This is a genomic window from Caulobacter sp. 17J80-11 (assembly GCF_014349105.1).
In the GTDB taxonomy this organism is placed as follows: domain Bacteria; phylum Pseudomonadota; class Alphaproteobacteria; order Caulobacterales; family Caulobacteraceae; genus 17J80-11.
On sequence record NZ_JACSJI010000001.1, the window covers coordinates 356532 to 377119 of the forward strand.

General features: G+C 69.7%; 16 protein-coding genes. 6 read left to right on the top strand and 10 right to left on the bottom strand.

What is annotated here, in order from left to right:
* Positions 1-227 precede the first annotated feature (227 nt).
* From H8B08_RS01875 to H8B08_RS01885, 3 genes are all read left to right on the top strand, one after another.
* Positions 228-1751 (top strand): MFS transporter, encoded by a 1524-nt coding sequence (locus H8B08_RS01875; protein ID WP_187448515.1) that lies wholly within the window; start codon positions 228-230, stop codon positions 1749-1751.
* 67 nt (positions 1752-1818) lie between these two features.
* Complete coding sequence (locus tag H8B08_RS01880; RefSeq protein ID WP_187448625.1) at positions 1819-2871, top strand: LacI family DNA-binding transcriptional regulator; 1053 nt, start codon at positions 1819-1821, stop codon at positions 2869-2871.
* A 125-nt stretch (positions 2872-2996) separates the two neighbouring features.
* Entirely contained in the window at positions 2997-4739 is a 1743-nt protein-coding gene (locus H8B08_RS01885; protein WP_187448516.1) for a hypothetical protein, read from the top strand.
* A 21-nt stretch (positions 4740-4760) separates the two neighbouring features.
* Here H8B08_RS01885 and H8B08_RS01890 read toward each other — a convergent pair whose 3' ends face one another.
* The 3 genes from H8B08_RS01890 to H8B08_RS01900 all read right to left on the bottom strand — a co-directional run bounded on the left by H8B08_RS01890 (position 4761) and on the right by H8B08_RS01900 (position 7084).
* Positions 4761-5807 (bottom strand): mitochondrial fission ELM1 family protein, encoded by a 1047-nt coding sequence (locus tag H8B08_RS01890; protein WP_370545374.1) that lies wholly within the window; start codon positions 5805-5807, stop codon positions 4761-4763.
* 51 nt (positions 5808-5858) lie between these two features.
* On the bottom strand, positions 5859-6332 hold the full coding sequence (gene greA / locus H8B08_RS01895; protein ID WP_163260461.1) for a transcription elongation factor GreA: 474 nt from the start codon (positions 6330-6332) through the stop codon (positions 5859-5861).
* A gap of 179 nt (positions 6333-6511) precedes the next feature.
* Positions 6512-7084, bottom strand: a complete 573-nt coding sequence (locus H8B08_RS01900; protein ID WP_187448517.1) for a cysteine hydrolase family protein — start codon at positions 7082-7084, stop codon at positions 6512-6514.
* 119 nt (positions 7085-7203) lie between these two features.
* Between H8B08_RS01900 and H8B08_RS01905 the strand changes: the two genes are divergently transcribed.
* Positions 7204-7644 (top strand): Lrp/AsnC family transcriptional regulator, encoded by a 441-nt coding sequence (locus H8B08_RS01905; RefSeq protein ID WP_187448518.1) that lies wholly within the window; start codon positions 7204-7206, stop codon positions 7642-7644.
* On the top strand, positions 7644-8474 hold the full coding sequence (locus H8B08_RS01910) for a DMT family transporter (protein ID WP_187448519.1): 831 nt from the start codon (positions 7644-7646) through the stop codon (positions 8472-8474). Before H8B08_RS01905 ends, H8B08_RS01910 begins: the two co-directional genes overlap by 1 nt.
* Here the strand turns inward: H8B08_RS01910 and H8B08_RS01915 are convergent.
* From H8B08_RS01915 to carB, 5 genes are all read right to left on the bottom strand, one after another.
* Positions 8471-9133, bottom strand: coding sequence for a glutathione S-transferase family protein (locus H8B08_RS01915; RefSeq protein WP_187448520.1), 663 nt, complete (start codon positions 9131-9133; stop codon positions 8471-8473). The two genes, H8B08_RS01910 and H8B08_RS01915, sit on opposite strands and share 4 nt — an antisense overlap.
* A gap of 70 nt (positions 9134-9203) precedes the next feature.
* Positions 9204-10556 carry a HAMP domain-containing sensor histidine kinase gene (locus tag H8B08_RS01920; RefSeq protein WP_187448521.1) on the bottom strand — a complete coding sequence of 451 codons (1353 nt, stop codon included), beginning with the start codon at positions 10554-10556 and terminating at the stop codon, positions 9204-9206.
* Positions 10556-11239, bottom strand: a complete 684-nt coding sequence (locus H8B08_RS01925; RefSeq protein WP_187448522.1) for a response regulator transcription factor — start codon at positions 11237-11239, stop codon at positions 10556-10558. The genes H8B08_RS01920 and H8B08_RS01925 overlap by 1 nt, the downstream gene beginning before the upstream one ends.
* Positions 11240-11461: 222 nt before the next feature.
* A complete protein-coding gene (locus H8B08_RS01930) occupies positions 11462-11710 on the bottom strand; it encodes a hypothetical protein (protein WP_187448523.1) in 249 nt (82 codons plus the stop codon).
* Positions 11711-11829: 119 nt separating this feature from the next.
* Positions 11830-15126 carry a carbamoyl-phosphate synthase large subunit gene (carB, locus tag H8B08_RS01935; protein ID WP_187448524.1) on the bottom strand — a complete coding sequence of 1099 codons (3297 nt, stop codon included), beginning with the start codon at positions 15124-15126 and terminating at the stop codon, positions 11830-11832.
* Between the two features lie 275 nt (positions 15127-15401).
* Here carB and H8B08_RS01940 point away from each other — a divergent pair, with 275 nt between their 5' ends.
* Entirely contained in the window at positions 15402-18533 is a 3132-nt protein-coding gene (locus tag H8B08_RS01940) for a TonB-dependent receptor domain-containing protein (protein WP_187448525.1), read from the top strand.
* 151 nt (positions 18534-18684) lie between these two features.
* Here the strand turns inward: H8B08_RS01940 and carA are convergent, their stop codons facing one another.
* Positions 18685-19851, bottom strand: a complete 1167-nt coding sequence (gene carA, locus H8B08_RS01945; protein WP_187448526.1) for a glutamine-hydrolyzing carbamoyl-phosphate synthase small subunit — start codon at positions 19849-19851, stop codon at positions 18685-18687.
* A 147-nt stretch (positions 19852-19998) separates the two neighbouring features.
* Entirely contained in the window at positions 19999-20424 is a 426-nt protein-coding gene (locus tag H8B08_RS01950) for a hypothetical protein (protein ID WP_187448527.1), read from the bottom strand.
* Positions 20425-20588 lie beyond the last annotated feature (164 nt).

Genomic DNA, 20588 nt, shown 5'->3' on the forward strand with positions numbered 1-20588 from the left:
GCGCCGGCGGCCGCATATCTAGGGCGTGAAGTGCTCCCCGGCGCGCGCGCAGCCGAGCGGGGGGCCTCTGCAAACAACTGCAAACACCTGCAAGTCCCCGCGGTATCGACGGCTAAGGTTTCGGCGTTCGTCGACCGCTGTAAAGGGCGCGCTGATTGCCAAGCCGGCCCGGCCGTGCGCAGATGCCCGCAGAAAAAGACTGAAAACGGCCGTTCGGGGGGACGACCATGAAGGCGCGCCTGAGCTTCTTCCAGATCTGGAACATGTGTTTCGGGTTCCTGGGCATCCAGATCGCGTTCGGCCTGCAGAACGCCAACGCCAGCCGTCTCTTCCAGACGCTGGGGGCGGACATGAGCGCGCTTCCGCTGCTGTGGATCGCCGGGCCGGTGACCGGCCTGATCGTGCAGCCGCTGGTCGGTCACTTCAGCGACCGGACCTGGGGGCGGTTGGGGCGCCGCCGGCCCTACTTCTTCTGGGGCGCGATCCTCACCACCGCCGCCCTGTTCTTCATGCCCACCGCCCCCGTGCTGTGGATGGCGGCCGGAGCGCTCTGGATCCTGGACGCCTCCGTCAACGTAACCATGGAGCCGTTCCGCGCCTTCGTCGGCGACCTGCTGCCGGAAGAACAGCGGACCACCGGCTACGCCATGCAGAGCTTCTTTATCGGGGTGGGCTCGGTGTTCGCTTCGGCCCTGCCGTGGATGCTGTCGCACTGGTTCGCCGTCAGCAACGAGGCGCCGGACGGCGGCGTGCCGGAGTCGGTGCGCCTGGCCTTCTACATCGGCGGCGCCATGCTGCTGGTCGCGGTGCTGTGGACGGTGCTGACCACGCGCGAATACAGCCCCTCCGAAGTCGAGGCGTTCGAGCGCGCCGACCGGCCGGCCGAGGCCGCGGAAGCGCGCAAGGCGCCGCCCTTCTTCGCCAGCGGCCTGATCTGGACCGTGGTCGGCGCGGTCGCCACCGTGCTGATCGAGCGTTTCGGCCTGGAAAAGGAGCTCTACATCCTTTCCGGCGTGGTCGCCGCCTTCGGCCTGGTCCAGCTGTTCGCCGGCTGGCGCCGGCGCGGCCGGGCCGCCTCCGAGGGCCTGTTCGAGATCGTCGAGGACTTCTTCCACATGCCGGCGACCATGAGGCAGCTGGCGGTGGTCCAGTTCTTCTCGTGGTTCGGCCTGTTCGCCATGTGGATCTTCACGACGCTCGCCGTCACCCAGGTCCACTTCGGGACCACCGACACCGCCTCGAAGGCCTACAACGAGGGGGCTGACTGGGTGGGCGTGCTGTTCGCGGTCTACAACGGGGTCGCGGCCCTGGCCGCCTTCCTGCTCCCGATGCTGGCCAAACGGATCGGGCGGCGCGCCTGCCACGCGCTGAACCTGTGCCTGGGCGGCCTGGGCCTGCTCTCGTTCTATTTCATCCGCGATCCGAAGCTGCTGTGGATCGGCATGGTCGGGGTGGGCTTCGCCTGGGCCTCGATCCTGTCGGCGCCCTATTCGATCCTGGCCGGGGCGGTGCCGGCCAAGAAGATGGGCGTCTACATGGGCATCTTCAATTTCTTCATCGTCATCCCGCAGCTCGTCGCCGCGACCATCCTGGGTCTGACCCTGAAGACCTGGTTCAACAGCGAGCCGATCTACGCCCTGGTGCTCGGCGGCGGATCCATGTTCGTCGCGGCGGTTTGCATGTTCCTGGTCCGTGACCCGGTCGGCCGTCGCGCGGACGCCGAGGCTCTGGAGCCCGCTCCGGCGGCCTGACCCTTAGGTTTCGTCGGCTTTCGTCGCAGGCGCCCTTGCGTAGACCTGCGGCTACGCCCTATGTGCGCTGAAAATATTTGCAGCAAACATTTGCAGCGAGCGGGGCGTGGTGAACAAGAGCGTCACAAGGCTGGAGGACCTGGCCAAGCTGGCCGGGGTGTCGATCTCCACGGTCTCGCGCGCGCTCAACGACAGCCCCGCGGTGAACGCCCGCACCAAGCAGCTGATCTGGAAGCTGGCGCGCGAGCGGGACTATCCGTTCCGCAACTACATGCCGGCCGGCCCGATCGGGGCGGAGGCGACCATCGCCATCGTGGTCCCACGCCCGCAGGGGCGTGAGGGCGGCCTGTCTGACCCGTTCTTCCTGGAGCTGTTCGCCGGCGTGGGCGAAGCGGCGCGCGAGCGCGGTTGCGACGTGCTGGTCAGCCACGTGGCCCCCTCCAGCTACGAAGACCTCTACGCCGCCATGACCACCAGCCGTGCCGACGGGGTGATCTTCCTGGGCCAGAGCTCGCTGCACACCGCCTTCAACCGCCTGGCCGAGAGCGACCGCCGCTTCGTGGTCTGGGGCGCGCAGCTACCCGACCAGAACTACTGCTCGGTCGGCTCGGATAACCCACTGGGCGGCCGGCGCGCCACGCTTCATCTGCTCCGGCTGGGCCGTAAGCGCGTGGTCTTCCTTGGCGACACCGAGGCGCCGGAAGCCATGCAGCGTCACCGGGGCTATCTCGACGCGCTCCGCCAGAGCGGCCTGCCGGTCGATCCGGACCTGATCGTGCCGGCCCACTTCGAGGTGGAATCGGCCGAGGCCAGCGTCGACTCGCTGATCCAGCGCGGCGTCGCTTTCGACGGCGTGGTCGCGGCCTCCGACCTGATCGCGCTGGGCGCCATCCGGGCGCTGCGCAACAACGGCCTGACCGTGCCGGGCGACGTCTCGGTGGTCGGCTACGACAACGTGCCGTTCTCGCGCTACAGCCGCCCGGCGCTGACCACTATCGCCCAGGACACCGCCAAGGCCGGCCGGCTGCTGGTCTCCAAGCTGCTCGACGCCAGCTCGCGCGGCGCCCGCTCGGAGCGGGTGCCCACCGACCTGATCGTGCGGGAGTCTTGCGGGGCCTGACCCGCCTGGACGGGCGCGCGCCGACGTCTTCGCCGCGAGCCTTGTTGCACCACTTGAGCGCGTGATACGCGACGATGCTCGCCTTTTCGCGAAATCTGCGGGGCGGCGGACGAGGGGGCGATCTGGTGCGGGTGAGTTCGACGGCGGCCGCGGCGGCCGCCCTGGTGTTGGTCGGGGCGCCGGCGCAGGCGCAGGTCGCGCCGTTCCTGGGTTGCGACGGCTTCGCCGCCCCCACGAAGATCGGCGACGCCATGACCGAGGCGGCCGGCGGCTATCTCAATGAAGCCGCGCTCAGGGACATGCATCTCGAGGGCCAGGGCGATACGGTCCGGGTCGTGGTCCGGGTCGGGTCCGACGGCGTGGCGAAGTGCGACACCGCCCTGACCGAGCCGATGCTGGCGACTTACGACCTGCGCAAGGTCAGCCTCCTGCAGGCCCGGGCGGTCCACAAGCTGGCGATCGGCGATATCGACGGCGCCCGGGCCGACGTCGCCGCCGCCCGCGCCGCGGGCGCGTTCGGGCCGCAGGATTTCTACCGGCGCAGCCTCGGGGTCGGAAACGACTACGTGGAAGCCTACGCCGCCGCCCTGGCCGGGGATCCGGCCAAGGCCGCGGGCCTGGCCAGCGCCGCCTTCGCGAAGCGGCCGTACAGCCGCAAGTCGGCGACGGCGGCCTGGCTGGTGCTGGAGGCGGCCGGCCTGAAGTCGGAACAGGAGGCGCAGCTGCGCGCCCTTGCGAGCTTGTATCCCGAGGCGTTGGACATCCTGTTCCAAAGGTTCCTGGCCGAAGGGCGCTGGGGCGAGGCGATCGCGCTCTATCCGCGTCTGACCCTGCCTTACCGGGACAACCTCGGTCCGCTGCGTACGGAAGTCGAGGAGCGGACGCAGGAGACGCGCGACCGCGTCGCGGACGAGACGTTCCGGGTCGAGCGTAGCGGCTGGAAGGCCTACGCCATGGCGGCGAACGGCGATGCGGCGGGCGCGCGCGCCGCCCTGGCCGAGGCCCGCGCTCGGGTGCTCGCGGCCTCGGAGCCGCCGCCCCCGCTCCAGCTGCGGACGAAGGTCAATGACAACCGACCGCGCAAGCTGGACGTCGACGTCCACAACTTCGAGGTCGAGGCGCGCGAAGGCTTCCGGCAGTTCGGGACCGAGCTGCTGGACGCCTGGGCGCCGCTGGTCGAGGCGCGCGGCCTGATCGCCGAAGGCCGGACCACGGAAGCCCGCGCGCAGCTTCCCGCTGTCGACAGGGCCGAAGCCAAGGGGCTCGGGAACGCCCGGGCGGAGCTTCATGCCGCGCTGCGCGCGCGTCTACCGGCGGCAGAGCGCGCGACGGTCGCCGACCTGCCGCAGGTTCCGGCCCGGATCGCGCCGGCGGCGGGCCTGGCTGCGCTCTTACAAAGCTTGCCCGAAGCGGAGCGGTTCGAAACCCTGCCGCGCTATCCGGACCCGTCGCCCTTCGACACCCTGCCAGGCAGGAAGCCGCGCGACGGGGCGACAGTCGACATGACGGACGGCGCGACGGCGCCGGAGGCCGTGGCCGAGGTGGTGCTGCTGCGCGCCGCCAACATGGCGCTGGCGGCCGGCAAGCCCGGACTGATCGTGAAGGGCCGCGTGGACGTTCGGCACGTGCTCCTCGAGAGCGGGCTGCCCTATACGGCCGGCTACACGACCACTCTGGACGTGTTGTTCGTGGATCCCGCCGCCTTGCCGCCCGGCTACGAGAGCGAAGGCTGGCGGGTGCTGGACGCCCAGGCCGTTTACGGCGCCCTGGACCGGTTCTACCCCTCGAAGGCGGAGTTGAAGGCCGAGTGGGTGAAGGAGCGGGCGGCGCGTGCGAAGGCCGAGGCGGCGGGCGGTCGCAAGAACTGAGGCGACCTCCGGGCGCCGCGACTAACCCGCCCGCGCGCGCATGCGGGCCAGCACGTCGGTGGCGGCCCAGTCGGTCTCGCGCAGCGGCGGGTAGTCCCAGCGGTAGAGCGTGCCGCCGAACGGGCGGGCCACGTCGCGCCGCTCCAGCTCCTCGTGGAAGCGGCGGAATTTCAGGCTCTCGCCGTCCATCTTGAGGATGAACACCGGCTTGCCGGTCGAGGCGGCCTCGGTGGCCATGTTGGTCGAATCCTCGGTGACCAGCACGTAGTCGGCCGCCGCCAGAAAGGCGAAGTAGGGGTTCGCGCCCTCGCCGTCCCAGACGATCCCGGGCAGGGGCTTCAGCCGGCTGGCCAGCAGGTCGCGCGCGCGCTGGGGCGTGCGGCGCGAGAAGGTGACCATCACCGAGCCCTTCTCGGTCTCCACCGCCAGGGCGATCTCGGCGGCCAGGCGTGAGGCGCGCTCGGGCGAGATGTCGAAGGCCTTGGACTTGCCGCCGATCAGCACCGCCACGCGCGGGTGAGGCAAGGGATCGACCAGGTCGCGGAAGCGGACCAGGGCGTCGTCCAGCTTTTCCGGGGTGACCCGGTGGGGCGAGCCGGTGATGTCGATGACGTTGGGGCCGACCACCCGGTCGTGCCGCGGCGGCACCACCGCGTCGAACATCTGCGGCGGCCAGCGCGGATCCTGGACCTGGACCACGAAGGTCTTGCCCTTGGACCAGCGGCGCATGCGCAGGGAGAACGGCATGGTCGCCCGGCCGGCGGCGATCCACAGGTCCGGCCACGGCGGCTCGATCGGGTCGGCGTCGGCGGCCAGGAATCGGCGCGGGTGCAGCTTCAGCCCCGTGGGCAGCCGGTCGTAGTTTTCACGGAAGCGGACGTGCTTGCGCACGATGGAGGCCGGCGTCAGGCGGGCGACCGCCTCGGCCAGGCCGAGCGCCTGGTTCTCGATCCCGGCCCGGCCGTCGGACACGGCCCAGATGGTGATCGGGCGCTCGTCCATGCGCGCGAACAGGCGCGCCGCCGAGGGCGTTGCCAGGTCGCGGTCGTCTGGAGGCGTTTCGGACACGCCCGATTTAGCGTCGGAAACTGCGGAGGGAAAAGAGGCGCCGACGAATCGTCAGCGCCACTCGACCTTGAGAATTTCGTAGGCCTTCACGCCGCCGGGGGTGTTCACCTCCACGACGTCGCCGACCTCCTTGCCGATCATCGCACGCGACAGCGGCGAAGAAACGGAGATCTTGCCGCCCTTCACGTCGGCTTCGTGCTCGCCGACGATCTGGTAGCTGGCCTCTTCCTCGGTGTCCTCGTCCACCACCGAGACGGTGGCGCCGAACTTCACCTGCGAGCCGGACAGCTTGGACACGTCGATGACCTGGGCGCGCGAGATCTTGTCCTCGATCTCGGCGATCCGGCCCTCGATCCAGCCCTGGCGCTCCTTGGCCGCGTGATATTCCGCGTTCTCAGAGAGGTCGCCGTGGCTGCGCGCCTCGGCGATGGCGGCGATCACGTTCGGCCGCTCCACCGACTTGAGACGCTTCAATTCTTCGTCGAGGGCGCGGTAGCCCTCGGCCGTCATCGGCACTTTTTCCATGTGCGATTGGGTTCGCTTAGTGCGCCCGGGAGGAAAGGCAAACCGCCCGATCGCGGGCGAAATACGATCGGGGTGGAGAGCATATGACCAACCCCCGCCCGACTTCAAGCCGCACCGGCGGCGATATGGCGCAGCTCTTGTGGGCGGCCGGCTATTCCCTTTTGCAATCAGCCGTGACGTCAGGCGGCCCGCGTCGCCGACAGCGCTGTCAGGAGGGCGGCGGTGTCGATCACGGTGGCGAACTCGTAGCCCAGGGTGGCCAGGTGGGCGCGGTGGACGTCCTCGGCCTTCACCGTCCCGCCGCGGCCGTCGGGCAGGTCGAAGCAGTCGCAGGCGTCGCCGACCAGGATCATGCGGTAGCCGAGGTTGGCCCCCACCCGCACGGTGGTGGACACGCACATGTCGGTGGAGACGCCGAAGGTGACGACGGTGTCGACGCCCAGCCGGCGCAGGCGCAGGTCCAGGTCGGTGCCGATGAAGGCCGCGTTGACGCTCTTGCTGACCAGCGGCTCGCCCGCCTTCGGCTCGAAACCGTCGCGCAGGGCGTTGCCGGGCGAGCCGGCCGCGAACACGCTGCCGGGCTCCACCGAGTCGTGGCGGACGTGGATCAGCGGCCGGCCGGTCGCCCGCCAGGCCGCCAGCAGGGCCAGGCCGTTGGCGTCCAGCCGGCTGTTCCAGCGCCTCGGCCAGGGCGGCCCGTCGAAGCCGCGTTGCATGTCGATGGGCAGGAGGGCGGCGTTGGCGAGGTCCATGGCGGGCTCCGGAACTGAGGCCCGCAGCGTGGAAGCGAACCACGCCGGTTTCACTCGTCAATGCGTCGCGCCGACCGGCGATCTGGCGGCGCGGACGCGAGACGGCTAGACGTTTCGACGTGATTCTCGACGACAAGGACCGCCAGCTCATCGCCGCCCTCACGCATGACGCGCGCGAGCCGCTGGTGGCGCTCGCCCGGCGCGTGGGCCTGTCGCGCAGCGCCACGCAAGGCCGCCTGGCGCGGCTGGAGCGCGCCGGCGTGATCGAGGGCTACACCGTCCGCCTGGCGCCCGGGGCGGAGACCGCCGGCGTCAGCGCGGTCCTGTCGGTGACGCTGGAGCCGGGCCGGACCTGCGCCCAGGTGCTGCCGGCCCTGTCGGGCGCGCCGGAAATCGTCTCCGCCCGATCCCTGGCCGGGCCGATCGACTTGCTGCTCGAGGTCGCCTGCGCCAGCCCCGAGGCGCTGAGCGCGGTGCGCGAGCGGGTGGCGGCGACGCCCGGCGTGGCGGCGGCGACCACCCACCTGGTGCTGACCACCCACTGGCGTCGCGCGGGCTGATGCAGGTCGCCGCCCTGATGATCGTGGCCTCGGGCGCGGCGCACGCGGTGGTCAACGCCATCCTGAAGTCCGGCCGGGACAAGATGTCGAGCCGGGCCCTGCTGGACGGCTTCAGCGCCCTGCTGGTCTTCCCGGCCGCCTTCTTCATGCCCCTGCCGCACGGCGCGTGGGGCTGGCTGGCGGCGTCGGGCCTGACCCACCTGGTCTACCTGACCTGCCTGGTGAAGGCCTTCGAGTCGACCGACATGAGCGTCGCCTATCCGATCATGCGCGGCCTGGCGCCCGTCCTGGCGGCGGCCGGGGCGGTGCTGGCCTTCGGCGAGCACATCTCGCCGGTCACCGTGCTGGGCGTGGCCCTGGTCAGCTGCGGGGTGGTGATCGTGGGCGCCGGGCGCGGCGTGAACCGGCGCTCGCTGCTGTGGGCGGCGGGCACGGGCGTGACCATCGCGGTCTACACGGTGATTGACGCCCAGGGCGTGCGCGCCGCGCCCTCGGCCGGCAGCTACATCGTCTGGGTGTTCCTGCTGCTGGGGATCGGCGTCGGCGGGGTGTTCGCCCTGTGGCGCGGGCCGGCCTTCCTGGTCGCGGCCCGCGCGGAGTGGCGGGCGGGCCTGACCGCGGGCGCGCTGTCGATCCTGACCTACGGCCTGGCGCTGTGGGCCTACCGGCTGGGCGACACGCCCAGGCTCGCGGCGCTCCGCGAGACCTCGATCCTGTTCGCCCTGGTCATCGCCGTGCTGGTGCTGAAGGAGCCGGTGACCCGCGCCCGGGCGGCCGGGGCGGCGGTGATCGCCGCCGGCGCCGCCGCTCTGCTGTTGAGCGCAGGCTAGCCCAGCTTGTAGAGGCCGCCGCGCTCCAGCGCCCGCTGGTAGGCCGGGCGCGCCTGGATCCGCTCCAGGAAGGCCTGCAGCTTCGGCCGGCCCTTGAAGCCGACCCGAACGGCGGCGACCTCGACCGGGAAGCTCATCTGCACGTCGGCGGCGGAGAATTCGGAGCCGGCGAACCAGTCGGCCTTGCCGAGCTCGGCCTCCCAGTAGTCGACGTGGGTCTTCAGCTGCGGATCGATGAAGCTGGACTGCGCCTTGGCGGCGACCGAACCGACCAAGCCTTTCAGCAGGAAGGGGGCGCGCTTGGGCAGGTTGGCGAACACCAGCTTTAGCAGCAGCGGCGACATGGCCGAGCCCTCGGCGTAGTGCAGCCAGTAGGTGAAGCGCAGCCGCTCCGGCGTGCCGGCGGCCGGGATCAGCCGGCCCTGGCCGTAGGTCTCGAGCAGGTATTCGATGATCGCGCCGGTCTCGGCGACGGTCTGCCCGCCGTCGGTGATCACCGGCGACTTGCCCAGCGGGTGGATCGCCTTCAGCTCCGGCGGGGCCAGCATGGTCTTGGCGTTCCGCTGGTAGCGCTTCACCTCGTAGGGCAGGCCCAGCTCCTCCAGAAGCCAGAGCACGCGCTGCGAGCGCGAGTTGTTCAGGTGATGGACGACGATCATGACAAGCCCCCCTCCGGCTGCAGCCGAGGTTGCCGCGAGCGCGTCCGGAAAAGCAACCCTCTCGAAGTTCTCAGGCCGGCCGGCGGCGACGCGGGAATTCCATGGCCGCCATCAGGCCCGGCGCGTTGTCCGACAGCACCAGGCGCCCGCCATGCAGCTTGGCGCACGCGGCGACGATGGCCAGGCCCAGGCCGGCCCCGGGCGTTGAGCGCGAGCTGTCGACCCGCACGAAGCGCTCGGCCACCCGCCCCAGGTGCTCGGCCGGCACGCCAGGGCCAGTGTCGGAGACGGTCATCCGCACCTGGCCGTCCGGGGTCTCGGCGACCTGAAGGCGCACGTCGGCGCCCGGGCCGGCGTGGACGGCGGCGTTGTGCAGCAGGTTGCCCAGCGCCTGGCGCAGCAGGGTCTCGTGCACGCGGGCGGGCAGGGGGGCCTGGGGCGTGTCGACCACAAGCAGCTGGCCGGCGTCCTCGATCACCGGGCTGAACAGGTCGCCCATCTCGTCGGCCAGGGCGGCCAGGTCGATCACCCCCATGGCGTCGCCGGAGAGGCCGGTCTCGGCGCGGGCCACTTCCATAAGGGCCGACAGGGTGGCGAGGGCGGCGTCGACCTCGCCGCGGGCGTGGTCCAGCACGGCGGCGAGCTCGGCAGGGGGCAGGTCCGGCTCGGCGGCGCGGTCCAGGGCGAACTCCACCCGCATGAGCGGCGAGCGCAGGTCGTGGGCGAGGCTGTCGGTGACCGTGCGCAGGCCGGTCATCAGCTCCTCGATGCGGGTCAGCATGGCGTTCAGCGACAGGCCCAGCCGATCGAACACGTCGCCGTCGGCCCGCGCGGCCGCTCGGGCCGACAGGTCGCCGGCGGCGATCGCGCCGGCGGTGTGGGCGATGTCGCGGGCGCGCCGCAGCATCAGGGCGTTGAAGGCGACCCCGACCGCCGCGACCATCACCACCGCCACCAGCAGCGCCCAGGCGGTGCCGCGGAACAGGGCGTCGCGGAAGGCGTCGCGGGCCTCCAGGTCCTCGGCCACCACCAGGGTCATGCCTCTGCCCAGCGGCTGGGCCAGCACCCGCCACAGCTGGCGCGGCTGGCCGGTCTCGGCGACCGTGCGCCAGCCGGACGCCGGCAGCTTGATGCTCTGCAGGTCGGCCCCGGCGATGGTGCGTCCGGCCTTGTCGACCAGGGCGTAGTGGAAGCCGTCGGCCGAGCCCAGCCGTTCGCGCCGTTCGATGGCCGCGGCCAGCTTCTCGACGCCTTCCTCCCGCGCATAGGTGACGAAGTAGTCGCGCTCGGAGCGGGCGGTGGCGGCCTGCTGGCGGGAGATCAGCGACTCGCCGGCGTGGCCGACGATCAGGAAGCCGGCCGCCAGGGCCGCGGCGGCGACCGTCAGGGCGGCCACCGGCAGGATCCAGGGCCGCAGTCGCATCAGGCCTTGTCCGACAGGCGATAGCCGGTGCCGCGCAGGGTGCGCAGCAAGGGCTTGTCGAAGCCTTCGTCGATCTTCTTGCGCAGCCGGCTGACGTGGGTGTCGATCAGGCCGGTGTGGGGATCGAAGCGATAGTCGAACACCTGCTCCAGCAGCATGGTGCGGGTCACCACCCGGTCCTTGTTGCGCAGCAGGTGCTCAAGCAGTTTGAACTCGCGCGGCAGCAGGTCCAGCGTGCGCTCGCCCCGGGTCACCCGCCGCGACAGCAGGTCCATGGTGAGGTCGCCGCAGGTCAGCACGGTGGCCGGGGTTGCGCCCGAGCGCCGGCGCAGCAGGCTTTGCAGCCGGGCCGACAGCTCCGAATAGGCGAAGGGCTTGATCAGGTAGTCGTCGCCGCCGGCGCGTAGGCCCTTCACCCGTTCGTCCAAGTGGCTGAGGGCGGACAGGATCAGCACCGGCGTGTGGATCTCGGCCGCGCGCATGGCCTTCAGCACGCTCAGACCGTCCAGGCCGGGCAGCATGCGGTCCAGAACGACCGCGTCGAATTTTCCGGTGGTGGCCAGATAGAGGCCGTCGCCGCCGTCGGCCGCATGCTCGACGGTCAGGCCCTCTTCGCGCAGGCCCTTGAGGATGTGGTCGGCGGTGTCGGCGTCGTCCTCGATGACGAGAATGCGCGAACTCATCGGACTCCGCCTGCTGGACGAGAGGGGGATGCTAGACCACTTCCCGCCGAAGTGGACACCGGTTCGGCGAAGGAAGTGGTCTACCTTCATGACGACCTGAGCATTTTCCGACCCGATCAGGTCGGAGAATTCTCGGGCCTCGATTCGAGGCTGCGGAGAACCGAAAGGGCGCCGGCGGGGAACACGGGAGGGGGGCGGCCCATCCCCGCCGGCGCGGTCCCGTCAGGCCTTCTCGCAGGCCGCCAGGAATTCCTTCTCGGACTGGGTGTGCTTCTTCTCGGACTTCCACTTCTTCACGCACTCGGCCTTCTTGGCGTGCGCGGCCGACTTGGCGTTCGACTTGACGGGCGCCGTCGAGGTGGAAGCCGGCTTCGTCTGGGCCGGGGCCGGGGCCGGGTTAGTGGCTGCAAAGGCGGCGGGCGCCGCGATGAGGGCCGCGACGAAGGCGGCGGAGGTGAGCAGCTTGGTCATGAGGGACACTCCCGAAGGACGCCGGCTCGTCCGGCGCTTCGGGATCAAAACATCCCCACCTGTCCGCACCCCGACGCCGACCTGACAAATGTGCCAGACGGCGCCGGGGGCGCGACGGGTCAGCCGTAGCTCTGCAGCGGACGGACCTCCAGGGTGCCGGTCTTGACCGCTTCGATGGCGCGGGCGGCGGCCAGGGCGCCGGAGGCGGTGGTCTGGTAGGGGATCTTCATCATCAGCGCCGTGCGGCGGATGGAGAAGCTGTCCAGCAGCGACTGGCGGCCCTCGGTGGTGTTGAAGACCAGCTGCACCTCGCCGTTCTTCATGGCGTCGACGATGTGCGGACGGCCCTCCAGCACCTTCTTCACGTAGCCGACCTCCAGGCCCTGCTCCTTGAGGAACTTGTGGGTGCCTTCAGTGGCGATCGCCTTGAAGCCCTGGGCCAGCAGGATGCGGATCGGCTCGACGATCCACGGCTTGTCCGACTCCTTCACCGACACGAAGACGGTGCCCGAGGTCGGCAGCTTGGAGCCGCCGCCCAACTGGCTCTTGGCGAAGGCGCGGGCGAAGGCCGCCTGGGCGGTCTCGCCCTCGCGGATCCAGTCCAGGCCCATGACCTCCCCGGTCGAGCGCATTTCCGGGCCGAGCACGGTGTCGACGCCCGGGAAGCGGGCGAACGGGAAGACGGCTTCCTTCACCGCGACGTGGTTCATCGGCTTCTGGTCGAGCTTGAAGTCGGCCAGGCGCTCGCCGGCCATGACCTTGGCGGCGATGCCGGCCACCGGCTCGCCGATGGTCTTGGCCACGAACGGCACGGTGCGCGAGGCGCGCGGGTTCACTTCCAGCACGTAGATGCGCGGCTCGTCGGAGTGCGGCTCCTCGATGGCGAACTGCACGTTCATCAGGCCGCGCACCTTCAGCGCCCGTGCCATCAGCTCGGTCTGGCGGCGCAGCTCGGCCACGGTTTCCGGCTTCAGCGAGAAGGGCGGCATGGAGCAGGCCGAGTCGCCCGAGTGCACGCCGGCTTCCTCGATGTGCTCGAGCACGCCGGCCACGAACACGGTCTCGCCGTCGCAGATGGCGTCCACGTCCACCTCGGTGGCGCGGTTCAGGTACTGGTCGATCAGCACGGGGCTGTCGCCGGAGACCTGCACGGCCTCGCGGACGTAGCGGGCCAGCTGTTCGTCGTCGTGGACGATCTCCATGGCCCGGCCGCCCAGCACGTAGGACGGACGGATCACCACGGGATAGCCGACGTGGTGGGCGCCGGCGAAGGCTTCCTCGTCGTTGCGGGCGATGGCGTTGATCGGCTGCTTCAGGCCGATCTCGTTCAGCAACTGCTGGAAGCGCTCGCGGTCCTCCGCCAGGTCGATGGCGTCGACCGTGGTGCCCAGGATCGGAATGCCTTCCTCCTCAAGGGCGTGGGCCAGCTTCAGCGGGGTCTGGCCGCCGAACTGGACGACGACGCCGACCAGCTCGCCCTTGGACTTCTCGACGTGCAGCAGCTCCAGCACGTCCTCGGCCGTGAGCGGCTCGAAGTACAGGCGGTCGGAGGTGTCGTAGTCGGTCGAGACCGTCTCGGGGTTGCAGTTGACCATGATCGACTCCAGGCCGATCTGGTCGAAGGCGAAGGCCGCGTGGCAGCAGCAGTAGTCGAACTCGATGCCCTGGCCGATCCGGTTGGGACCGCCGCCGAGGATGACGGCCTTCTTGCGATCCGACGGGTTGGATTCGCACTCCGGAACCTGGCCCAGCGCGCCGGTCTCGTAGGTCGAGTACATGTAGGCGGTGTCGGCGGCGAACTCGGCCGCGCAGGTGTCGATGCGCTTGAACACCGGGCGCACGCCCAGGCCGCGGCGCTTGGCGCGCACCTGCTTCTCGGTCAGGCCGGTCAGCAGGCCCAGGCGCTTGTCGGAGAAGCCTTTGGCCTTCAGGCGGCGGAAGGCGTCGGCGTCCTCCGGCAGGCCGGTCTTCTCGAGCTCGGCCTCGGCCTTCACCAGGTCTTCGATCTGGCGCAGGAACCACGGCTCGTAGCTGCACGCGGCGTTGATCTCCTCGACGCTCAGGCCGTGGCGGAAGGCCTGGGCGATGACGCGCAGGCGGTCCGGGGTCGGCAGGCCCAGCTGGCGCACGACGGCGGCCTTCACCGCGGCCGGATCCTCGGCGTCGTCGACGCCCGGGATGTCCATCTCGTCGAAGCCGGTCAGGCCGGTTTCAAGCCCGCGCAGGGCCTTCTGCGCGCTTTCCTGGAAGGTGCGGCCGATGGCCATGACCTCGCCCACCGACTTCATCGAGGTGGTCAGGGTCGGCTCGGCGCCCGGATACTTCTCGAAGGCGAAGCGCGGGATCTTGGTGACCACGTAGTCGATCGACGGCTCGAACGAGGCCGGCGTGACGCGGGTGATGTCGTTGGTCAGCTCGTCGAGAGTGTAGCCCACCGCCAGCTTGGCCGCGACCTTGGCGATCGGGAAGCCGGTGGCCTTCGAGGCCAGGGCCGAGGAGCGCGACACCCGCGGGTTCATCTCGATGACGGTCATGCGGCCGTCGCGCGGGTTGACCGCGAACTGCACGTTCGAGCCGCCGGTCTCCACCCCGATCTCGCGCAGGACGTCGATCGAGGCCTTGCGCATGCGCTGGTACTCTTTGTCGGTCAGCGTCAGCGCGGGGGCCACGGTGATGGAGTCGCCGGTGTGCACCCCCATCGGGTCGATGTTCTCGATCGAGCAGATGATGATGCAGTTGTCCGCGCGGTCGCGGACCACCTCCATCTCGTACTCCTTCCACCCCAGCACCGATTCTTCGATCAGCACCTCGGTGACCGGCGAGGCGTCCAGGCCACGTTCGACGATCTCGCGGAACTCCTCGACGTTGTAGGCGATACCGCCGCCGGTGCCGGCCAGGGTGAAGCTGGGGCGGATGATCGTCGGCAGGCCGACGAACTCCAGCGCCTCCAGCGCCTGCTCCATGGTGTTGGCGACGCGCGAGCGCGGGCTCTCCAGCCCGATCTTGTCCATGGCGTCGCGGAATTTCTGACGGTCTTCGGCCTTGTCGATGACCTCGGCCTTGGCCCCGATCATCTCCACGCCGTACTTGGCCAGCACGCCGTTCGACTCCAGCGCCAGCGCAGTGTTCAGCGCCGTCTGGCCGCCCATGGTCGGCAGCAGGGCGTCCGGGCGCTCCTTGGCGATGATCTTCTCGACCATCTCCGGGGTGATCGGCTCGATGTAGGTGGCGTCGGCCACCTCCGGGTCGGTCATGATCGTGGCCGGGTTCGAGTTGACCAGCACGATCCGGTAGCCCTCGGCCTTAAGGGCCTTACACGCCTGCACGCCCGAATAGTCGAACTCGCAGGCCTGACCGATCACGATGGGCCCGGCGCCGATGATCAGGATCGAGGAGATGTCGGTGCGTTTCGGCATGGGTACTCGCGCGCGTTGGCGGGCTCGCGCGGGGGGCCGCGCGCCCGGGGTCGGTCGACTTGCAGGTTAAGGGGGCCGTTTAGAGGCGGAGTCGCCTCCGCGCAAGCGGCGAGGACGGACAGGGCCGCGACACGACGCGCCGGCCTGTGAATTCTCCCCCCAGCCCCTAGGGGAACTTCACTACGAACAGGGCTGTTGGGGGGACGTCTTTAGCCAAGCCTGCCGCCTGCAACGAGTGGCGTACCAACAAGCGGCGAGACGCGAGGGGAATCCCTATGACCGCTCTTAAGAGAGGGCTGCTGAGCTCGTCCGTCTACGCGGGAGCGGCGTTCGCGGCCGCGATGACCATTGCGCCGCTCGTGCGCGCGCAGGATCTCCCCGAACAGCAGGATCAGCCGCAGGAGGAGCAACAGTCCGAGGTTGAGGAGATCGTGGTCACCGGTTCGCGCATCCCGCGGCCGAACCAGACCTCGCCCACCGCCGTGCAGGTGGTGACGACGCAGTACATCGAGCAGACCGGCTCCATCAACACGGGCGACATCGTCCGCACCCTGCCGGCGACCGGCGTCTCGTCGATCACGCCGACCAATTCGGGCTTCGCCACCACCGGCAACGCCATCACCACCGTGGACCTGCGCAACCTCGGCGAGGACCGCACCCTGACCCTGGTCAACGGCCGCCGGTTCGTGCCGGGCGTGGTCGGCACCCAGGCGGTCGACTACAGCACCATCCCGACCGGGCTGGTCGACCGCATCGACGTGATCACCGGCGGCGCTTCCGCAGTCTACGGCTCCGACGCCCTGGCCGGCGTGGTCAACATCCTGACCCGTAACGACTTCGAGGGCTTCCAGCTCAACGGCCAGTACGGCATCAGCGACCGCGGCGACGGGGTCGAGTGGAAGGTCGCCGCCCTGGCCGGCTCGCAGTTCCAGGACGGCCGCGGCCACGCCGTGGTGAACCTCGGCTACGACCACGTCGGGCCGATCCGGGCGCGCAGCCGCGGCGACCAGGGCATGGCGTTTGACGCCGTCAACGCCGTGACCCGCTCCGGCGATCCGAACGACCTGAAGGGCCAGACCAACCTCTTCTCCTCGTTCATCCCCGAGGGCCGTTTCCTGATCCCGGTGCCCACCGTGGTCACCACCCCTGACGGCCCCGTGGTCCTGACGGAGAACGACACCGGCGTGTTCACCGACGCGGGGATTTTCCCGTATTCGAGCGCCGCCTTCGGCTTCAACCGTCAGGAGTTCCGGTTGCTGCAGGTGCCGAGCAACCGGATCTCGACCTGGGCCGAGTTCGCCTACGACATCACCGACAACATGCGGTTCTTCTCGGAGTTGGCCTACATCCGCACCGAGGCGGAATCCCAGATCGAGCCGACGCCGCTGGGCAGCGACCAGGTCTATTTCAACGAAGCGGGCTTCGGCGCCCTTCCCACCTGTGCGGATGACAACGGCGACGGGGTCGTGGACGCGTGCCGGTTCGGCATCCCCCTGACCAGCGCTTCCGTGCCCGGAGACATCAAGGACCTGGTGCGCGCCGCCAATCCGGGCCTCGCGGACGAAGACCTGGTCGTCGGCTTCGCTCGTCGCACGCCCGAAGTCGGCAACCGCGGCAACGACATCAACCGCGACACCTTCCGCGTCGTGTTCGGCGTCGAGGGCGATCCGGTCGAGAACATCCACTACGAAGTCAGCATGAACTATGGTCGTACGGACGACGACCAGACTTCGACCGGCGACATCAACACCGACCGCCTGCGCGCGGCCCTGGACACCGTGGTCGATCCGGCCACCGGCCAGATCGTCTGCTCGGACATCAACTTCCGCGCCCAGGGCTGCGTGCCGATCAACATCTTCGGCGAGAACTCGATCTCGCCGGCGGCGGCCGACTTCATCCGCGCTCAGACCAGCCGCGATTCGGCGATCGAAGAGTGGGTGATCAACGGCTTCGTGACCGGCCACGCCTGGGAACTGCCGGCCGGCGCGCTGGAGTGGGTGGCGGGCTCGGAGTACCGCCAGGAGAAGTCGCGCGACATCCCCGACCCGCTCACCCAGGCGGGCGCCACCTCCGGCAACGCCACGCCGGCGACCATCGGCGAGTTCAACGTCTACGAGTTCTTCGGCGAACTGCGCATTCCGCTGCTGGCCGACATGGCCTGGGCCCAGTCGCTGGACCTGAACCTGGCCGGCCGCTGGTCCGAGTACTCCACCGTCGGCTGGACCCAGGCCTACGCCGCCTCGCTGGAATGGCAGGCGACCGACTGGGCCAAGTTCCGCGGTCAGTACTCGAAGGCGGTGCGCGCGCCGAACATCAGCGAGCTGTTCCAGCCCGCCCAGCAGGACTTCCCGTCCGTATCGGATCCGTGCGCGGGCGTGACGGTCACCGCCGGCGGCCAGGCGGCGTTCCTGAACGTGCGCCAGGACAGCGAGAACCCCAGCAACGTTCTCAGCAGCGGCGTCGACCCGACCACCATCGGCGATCCGATCGCCGCGGCCTGTCTGGCGGATCCGGCCCTGGCCGCGCGCGTCGCCGCCACCGGCGGTTTCTCGCAGACCCAGTTTGAGCTGCAGGGCGTTTCGGGCTTCGACACCGGCAACCCGGACCTCGCGGCCGAAACCGGCAAATCGTGGACCTTCGGGGTCATTTTCAACCCGAAATTCAACGACTGGTTGGCCCCGCTGTCGATGTCGATCGACTACTACGACATCAAGATCGACAACCGGATCCAGGCCATCGACGAGCAGGACCTGCTGAACAACTGCTACGGCGGCGCCGGCGGGTTCGACCCGACCAACCTGTTCTGCTCGTCGATCGTCCGCTTCAACAGCGGCCCGACCATCGGCGCGCTGCAGTTCGTCAACCAGACCCAGAACAACGTCGCCGAAACCACCGCCAAGGGCATCGACGTCCAGGCCAGCTACACCTTCCAGTTCAACGACTATTTCGAGAGCTCGACGGACTGGGGCTCGCTGCTCGCCACCTGGAACTACACCTGGGTCGACGAACTGGAGACGGTGCCGTTCGCCGGGGCCGATCCGATCGACCTGAAGGGCACCGTCGGCGCGCCCGAGAACCAGTGGCTGCTCAACCTGGTCTACAGCCGTGACAAGCTGACCGTGGCCTGGACCACGCAGTACATCGGCAAGGTGAAGATCACCAACAACTCCGACGACATCTTCTTCGGGGCTGAGATCGGTGAGCGCGCCTTCTCCGACATGCAGGTCCGCTACGACTTCAACGACCAGTCGACCCTGTTCCTGGGCGTCGACAACATCTTCGACGAGTACGTCTTCGTCGGCGGCACCGATGGCGGCGCCGGCCAGGCGACCGGCTGGACCACCTTCCCCGACGTCTACGACGGGGTCGGCCGGTTCTACTACGCCGGGGTCAAGCTGCAATATTGACGCGGGCGCGGGAGCCTTTTCGCTCCTGAGGCGTTTAGCTTCACGCCAATTCCTCCTGGGCGGCGTGTTTGCCCCCAGCCCTTCAAGGCGGCTCCTCGCGGAGCCGCCTTTTTTTTGGGATCGAGCCGGCGGCCGGCCCGCCTTGCTGGCCTTAGGATTGCGCGTCCATCAGGGCGGCGAAGCGCTCGAACAGGTAGAGGCTGTCGGTCGGCCCGGGCGAGGCTTCAGGATGGTGCTGGACGCTGAAGATCGGGCGGTCCTTCACCTCGAGGCCGCAGTTGGTGCCGTCGAACAGGGAGACGTGGGTCTCCTGCACGGGCGCGGGCAGGCTGTCGCGGTCCACGGTGAAGCCGTGGTTCATCGACACGATTTCCACCTTGCCGGTGGTCAGGTCCTTCACCGGATGGTTCGCGCCGTGGTGGCCCTGGTCCATCTTCACGGTCTTGGCGCCGAGCGCCAGCGCCAGCATCTGGTGGCCCAGGCAGATGCCGAACACCGGCTTGCCGCTCTCCACCAGCTTCCTGATCTCCGGCACGGCGTACTCGCCGGTCGCGGCCGGGTCGCCCGGGCCGTTCGACAGCAGGATGCCGTCCGGATTGCGGGCCAGCACTTCTTCCGCGGTGGCGGTGGCCGGCAGCACGGTGGCGCGGGCGCCGACGCTGGTCAGGGCGCGCAGGATGTTGCGCTTCACGCCGTAGTCGAGGACCACGACCTCGTACTTCGGCTGGCCGGCCTTGGCGTAGCCTTCCGGCCACGTCCACAGGCCCTCGTCGTAGACGAACGGCTGCAGGGTGGTGGCGTCCTTGGCCAGGTCGAGGCCGACCAGGCCGCTCCACTCGCGCGCCTTGGCGACCAGGGCGTCCAGATCGAACTTGCCTTCCGGATCGTGGGCGATGACCCCGTGCGGCGAGCCGTGCTCGCGGATGCGCTTGGTCAGCGAGCGGGTGTCGACGCCGGCCAGGCCGACGACGCCGCGGCGCTTCATCCAGCCGTCGAGGTCGCCCTGCGAGCGATAGTTGGCCGGCGCGGTCGGCAGGTCGCGGAAGATCGCGCCCCGCGCCGAGGTCTCGCCGCCCTGGCCGATCTGCTCCACGTCCTCCAGGTTCACGCCGACGTTGCCGACGTGGGGGAAGGTGAAGGCCAGGATCTGGCTCATGTAGGACGGGTCGGTCAGGATTTCCTGATAGCCGGTCATGGCGGTGTTGAAGACCACCTCGCCCAGCGCCTCGCCGGTCGCGCCGACGCCGATTCCCTGCAGGATGGTGCCGTCGGCCAGGGCCAGCACTCCGGTCGCGCCGCTCATGAGTTTCGTCGTCATCGCAGCGTCTCCTCGGAAATCACACCAGGCTTGCAAAACGGCGGGCCGAGGTCTTTCTCGGCCCGCCGCGCAAACGGTCGCGTAGGTAGTGATTCAGGCAGACGCGGTCAACGCGTTTTCGGTCGCAGCCCGGCGGCGGGCGGCCGGTCAGCAGGCCTTGGAGTTGTACAGATCCATCAGGTAGTCGAGCCGCTGGTACTTCGGTCCCAGCGCCATGGCCTCCTGCTGCAGGGCGGTCATCTCATCGGCCATCTTGCGCTGCGCCGCGCTCACCTGCGCCTGGCGGGCCATGGACAGGGCCTGGCCGCCGAACGGAACCAGGCCGGCCAGGCTGGACGCGACGGTCGAGCCGACCCCGCCCGTCATCGCCCCCATCTGGTCCTTGACGGTGTCGTTCATGGCTTCGGCCTGACGGTTCTGTTCGGCCTGGAGCTCGGCGTTGAGGCCGTTGACCTCCTGGAGCAGGACTTCGCAGGTCTTCGCGCGGTCGCCGGCGCGGATCACCTCGTAGGGGGCCGCAGCGGGCGCCGGATCGGTCGCCGCCATCGCGAGAAAAAGCAGGGCCTCCAGCATGATTCGAACTCCGTGCGTCGACGTCACGCTCTCACGCCAGTCGGCGCGCGGGCGCGGCGGCTGCGGCGAACCCGGTCCCGGGCGCGGTGAAACCCGCCGCTGCGCCTAACCGAATGTTCACTGGCGGGCGCGGCCAGGGCGCGGCAGAAAGCTTGGCGGAATGC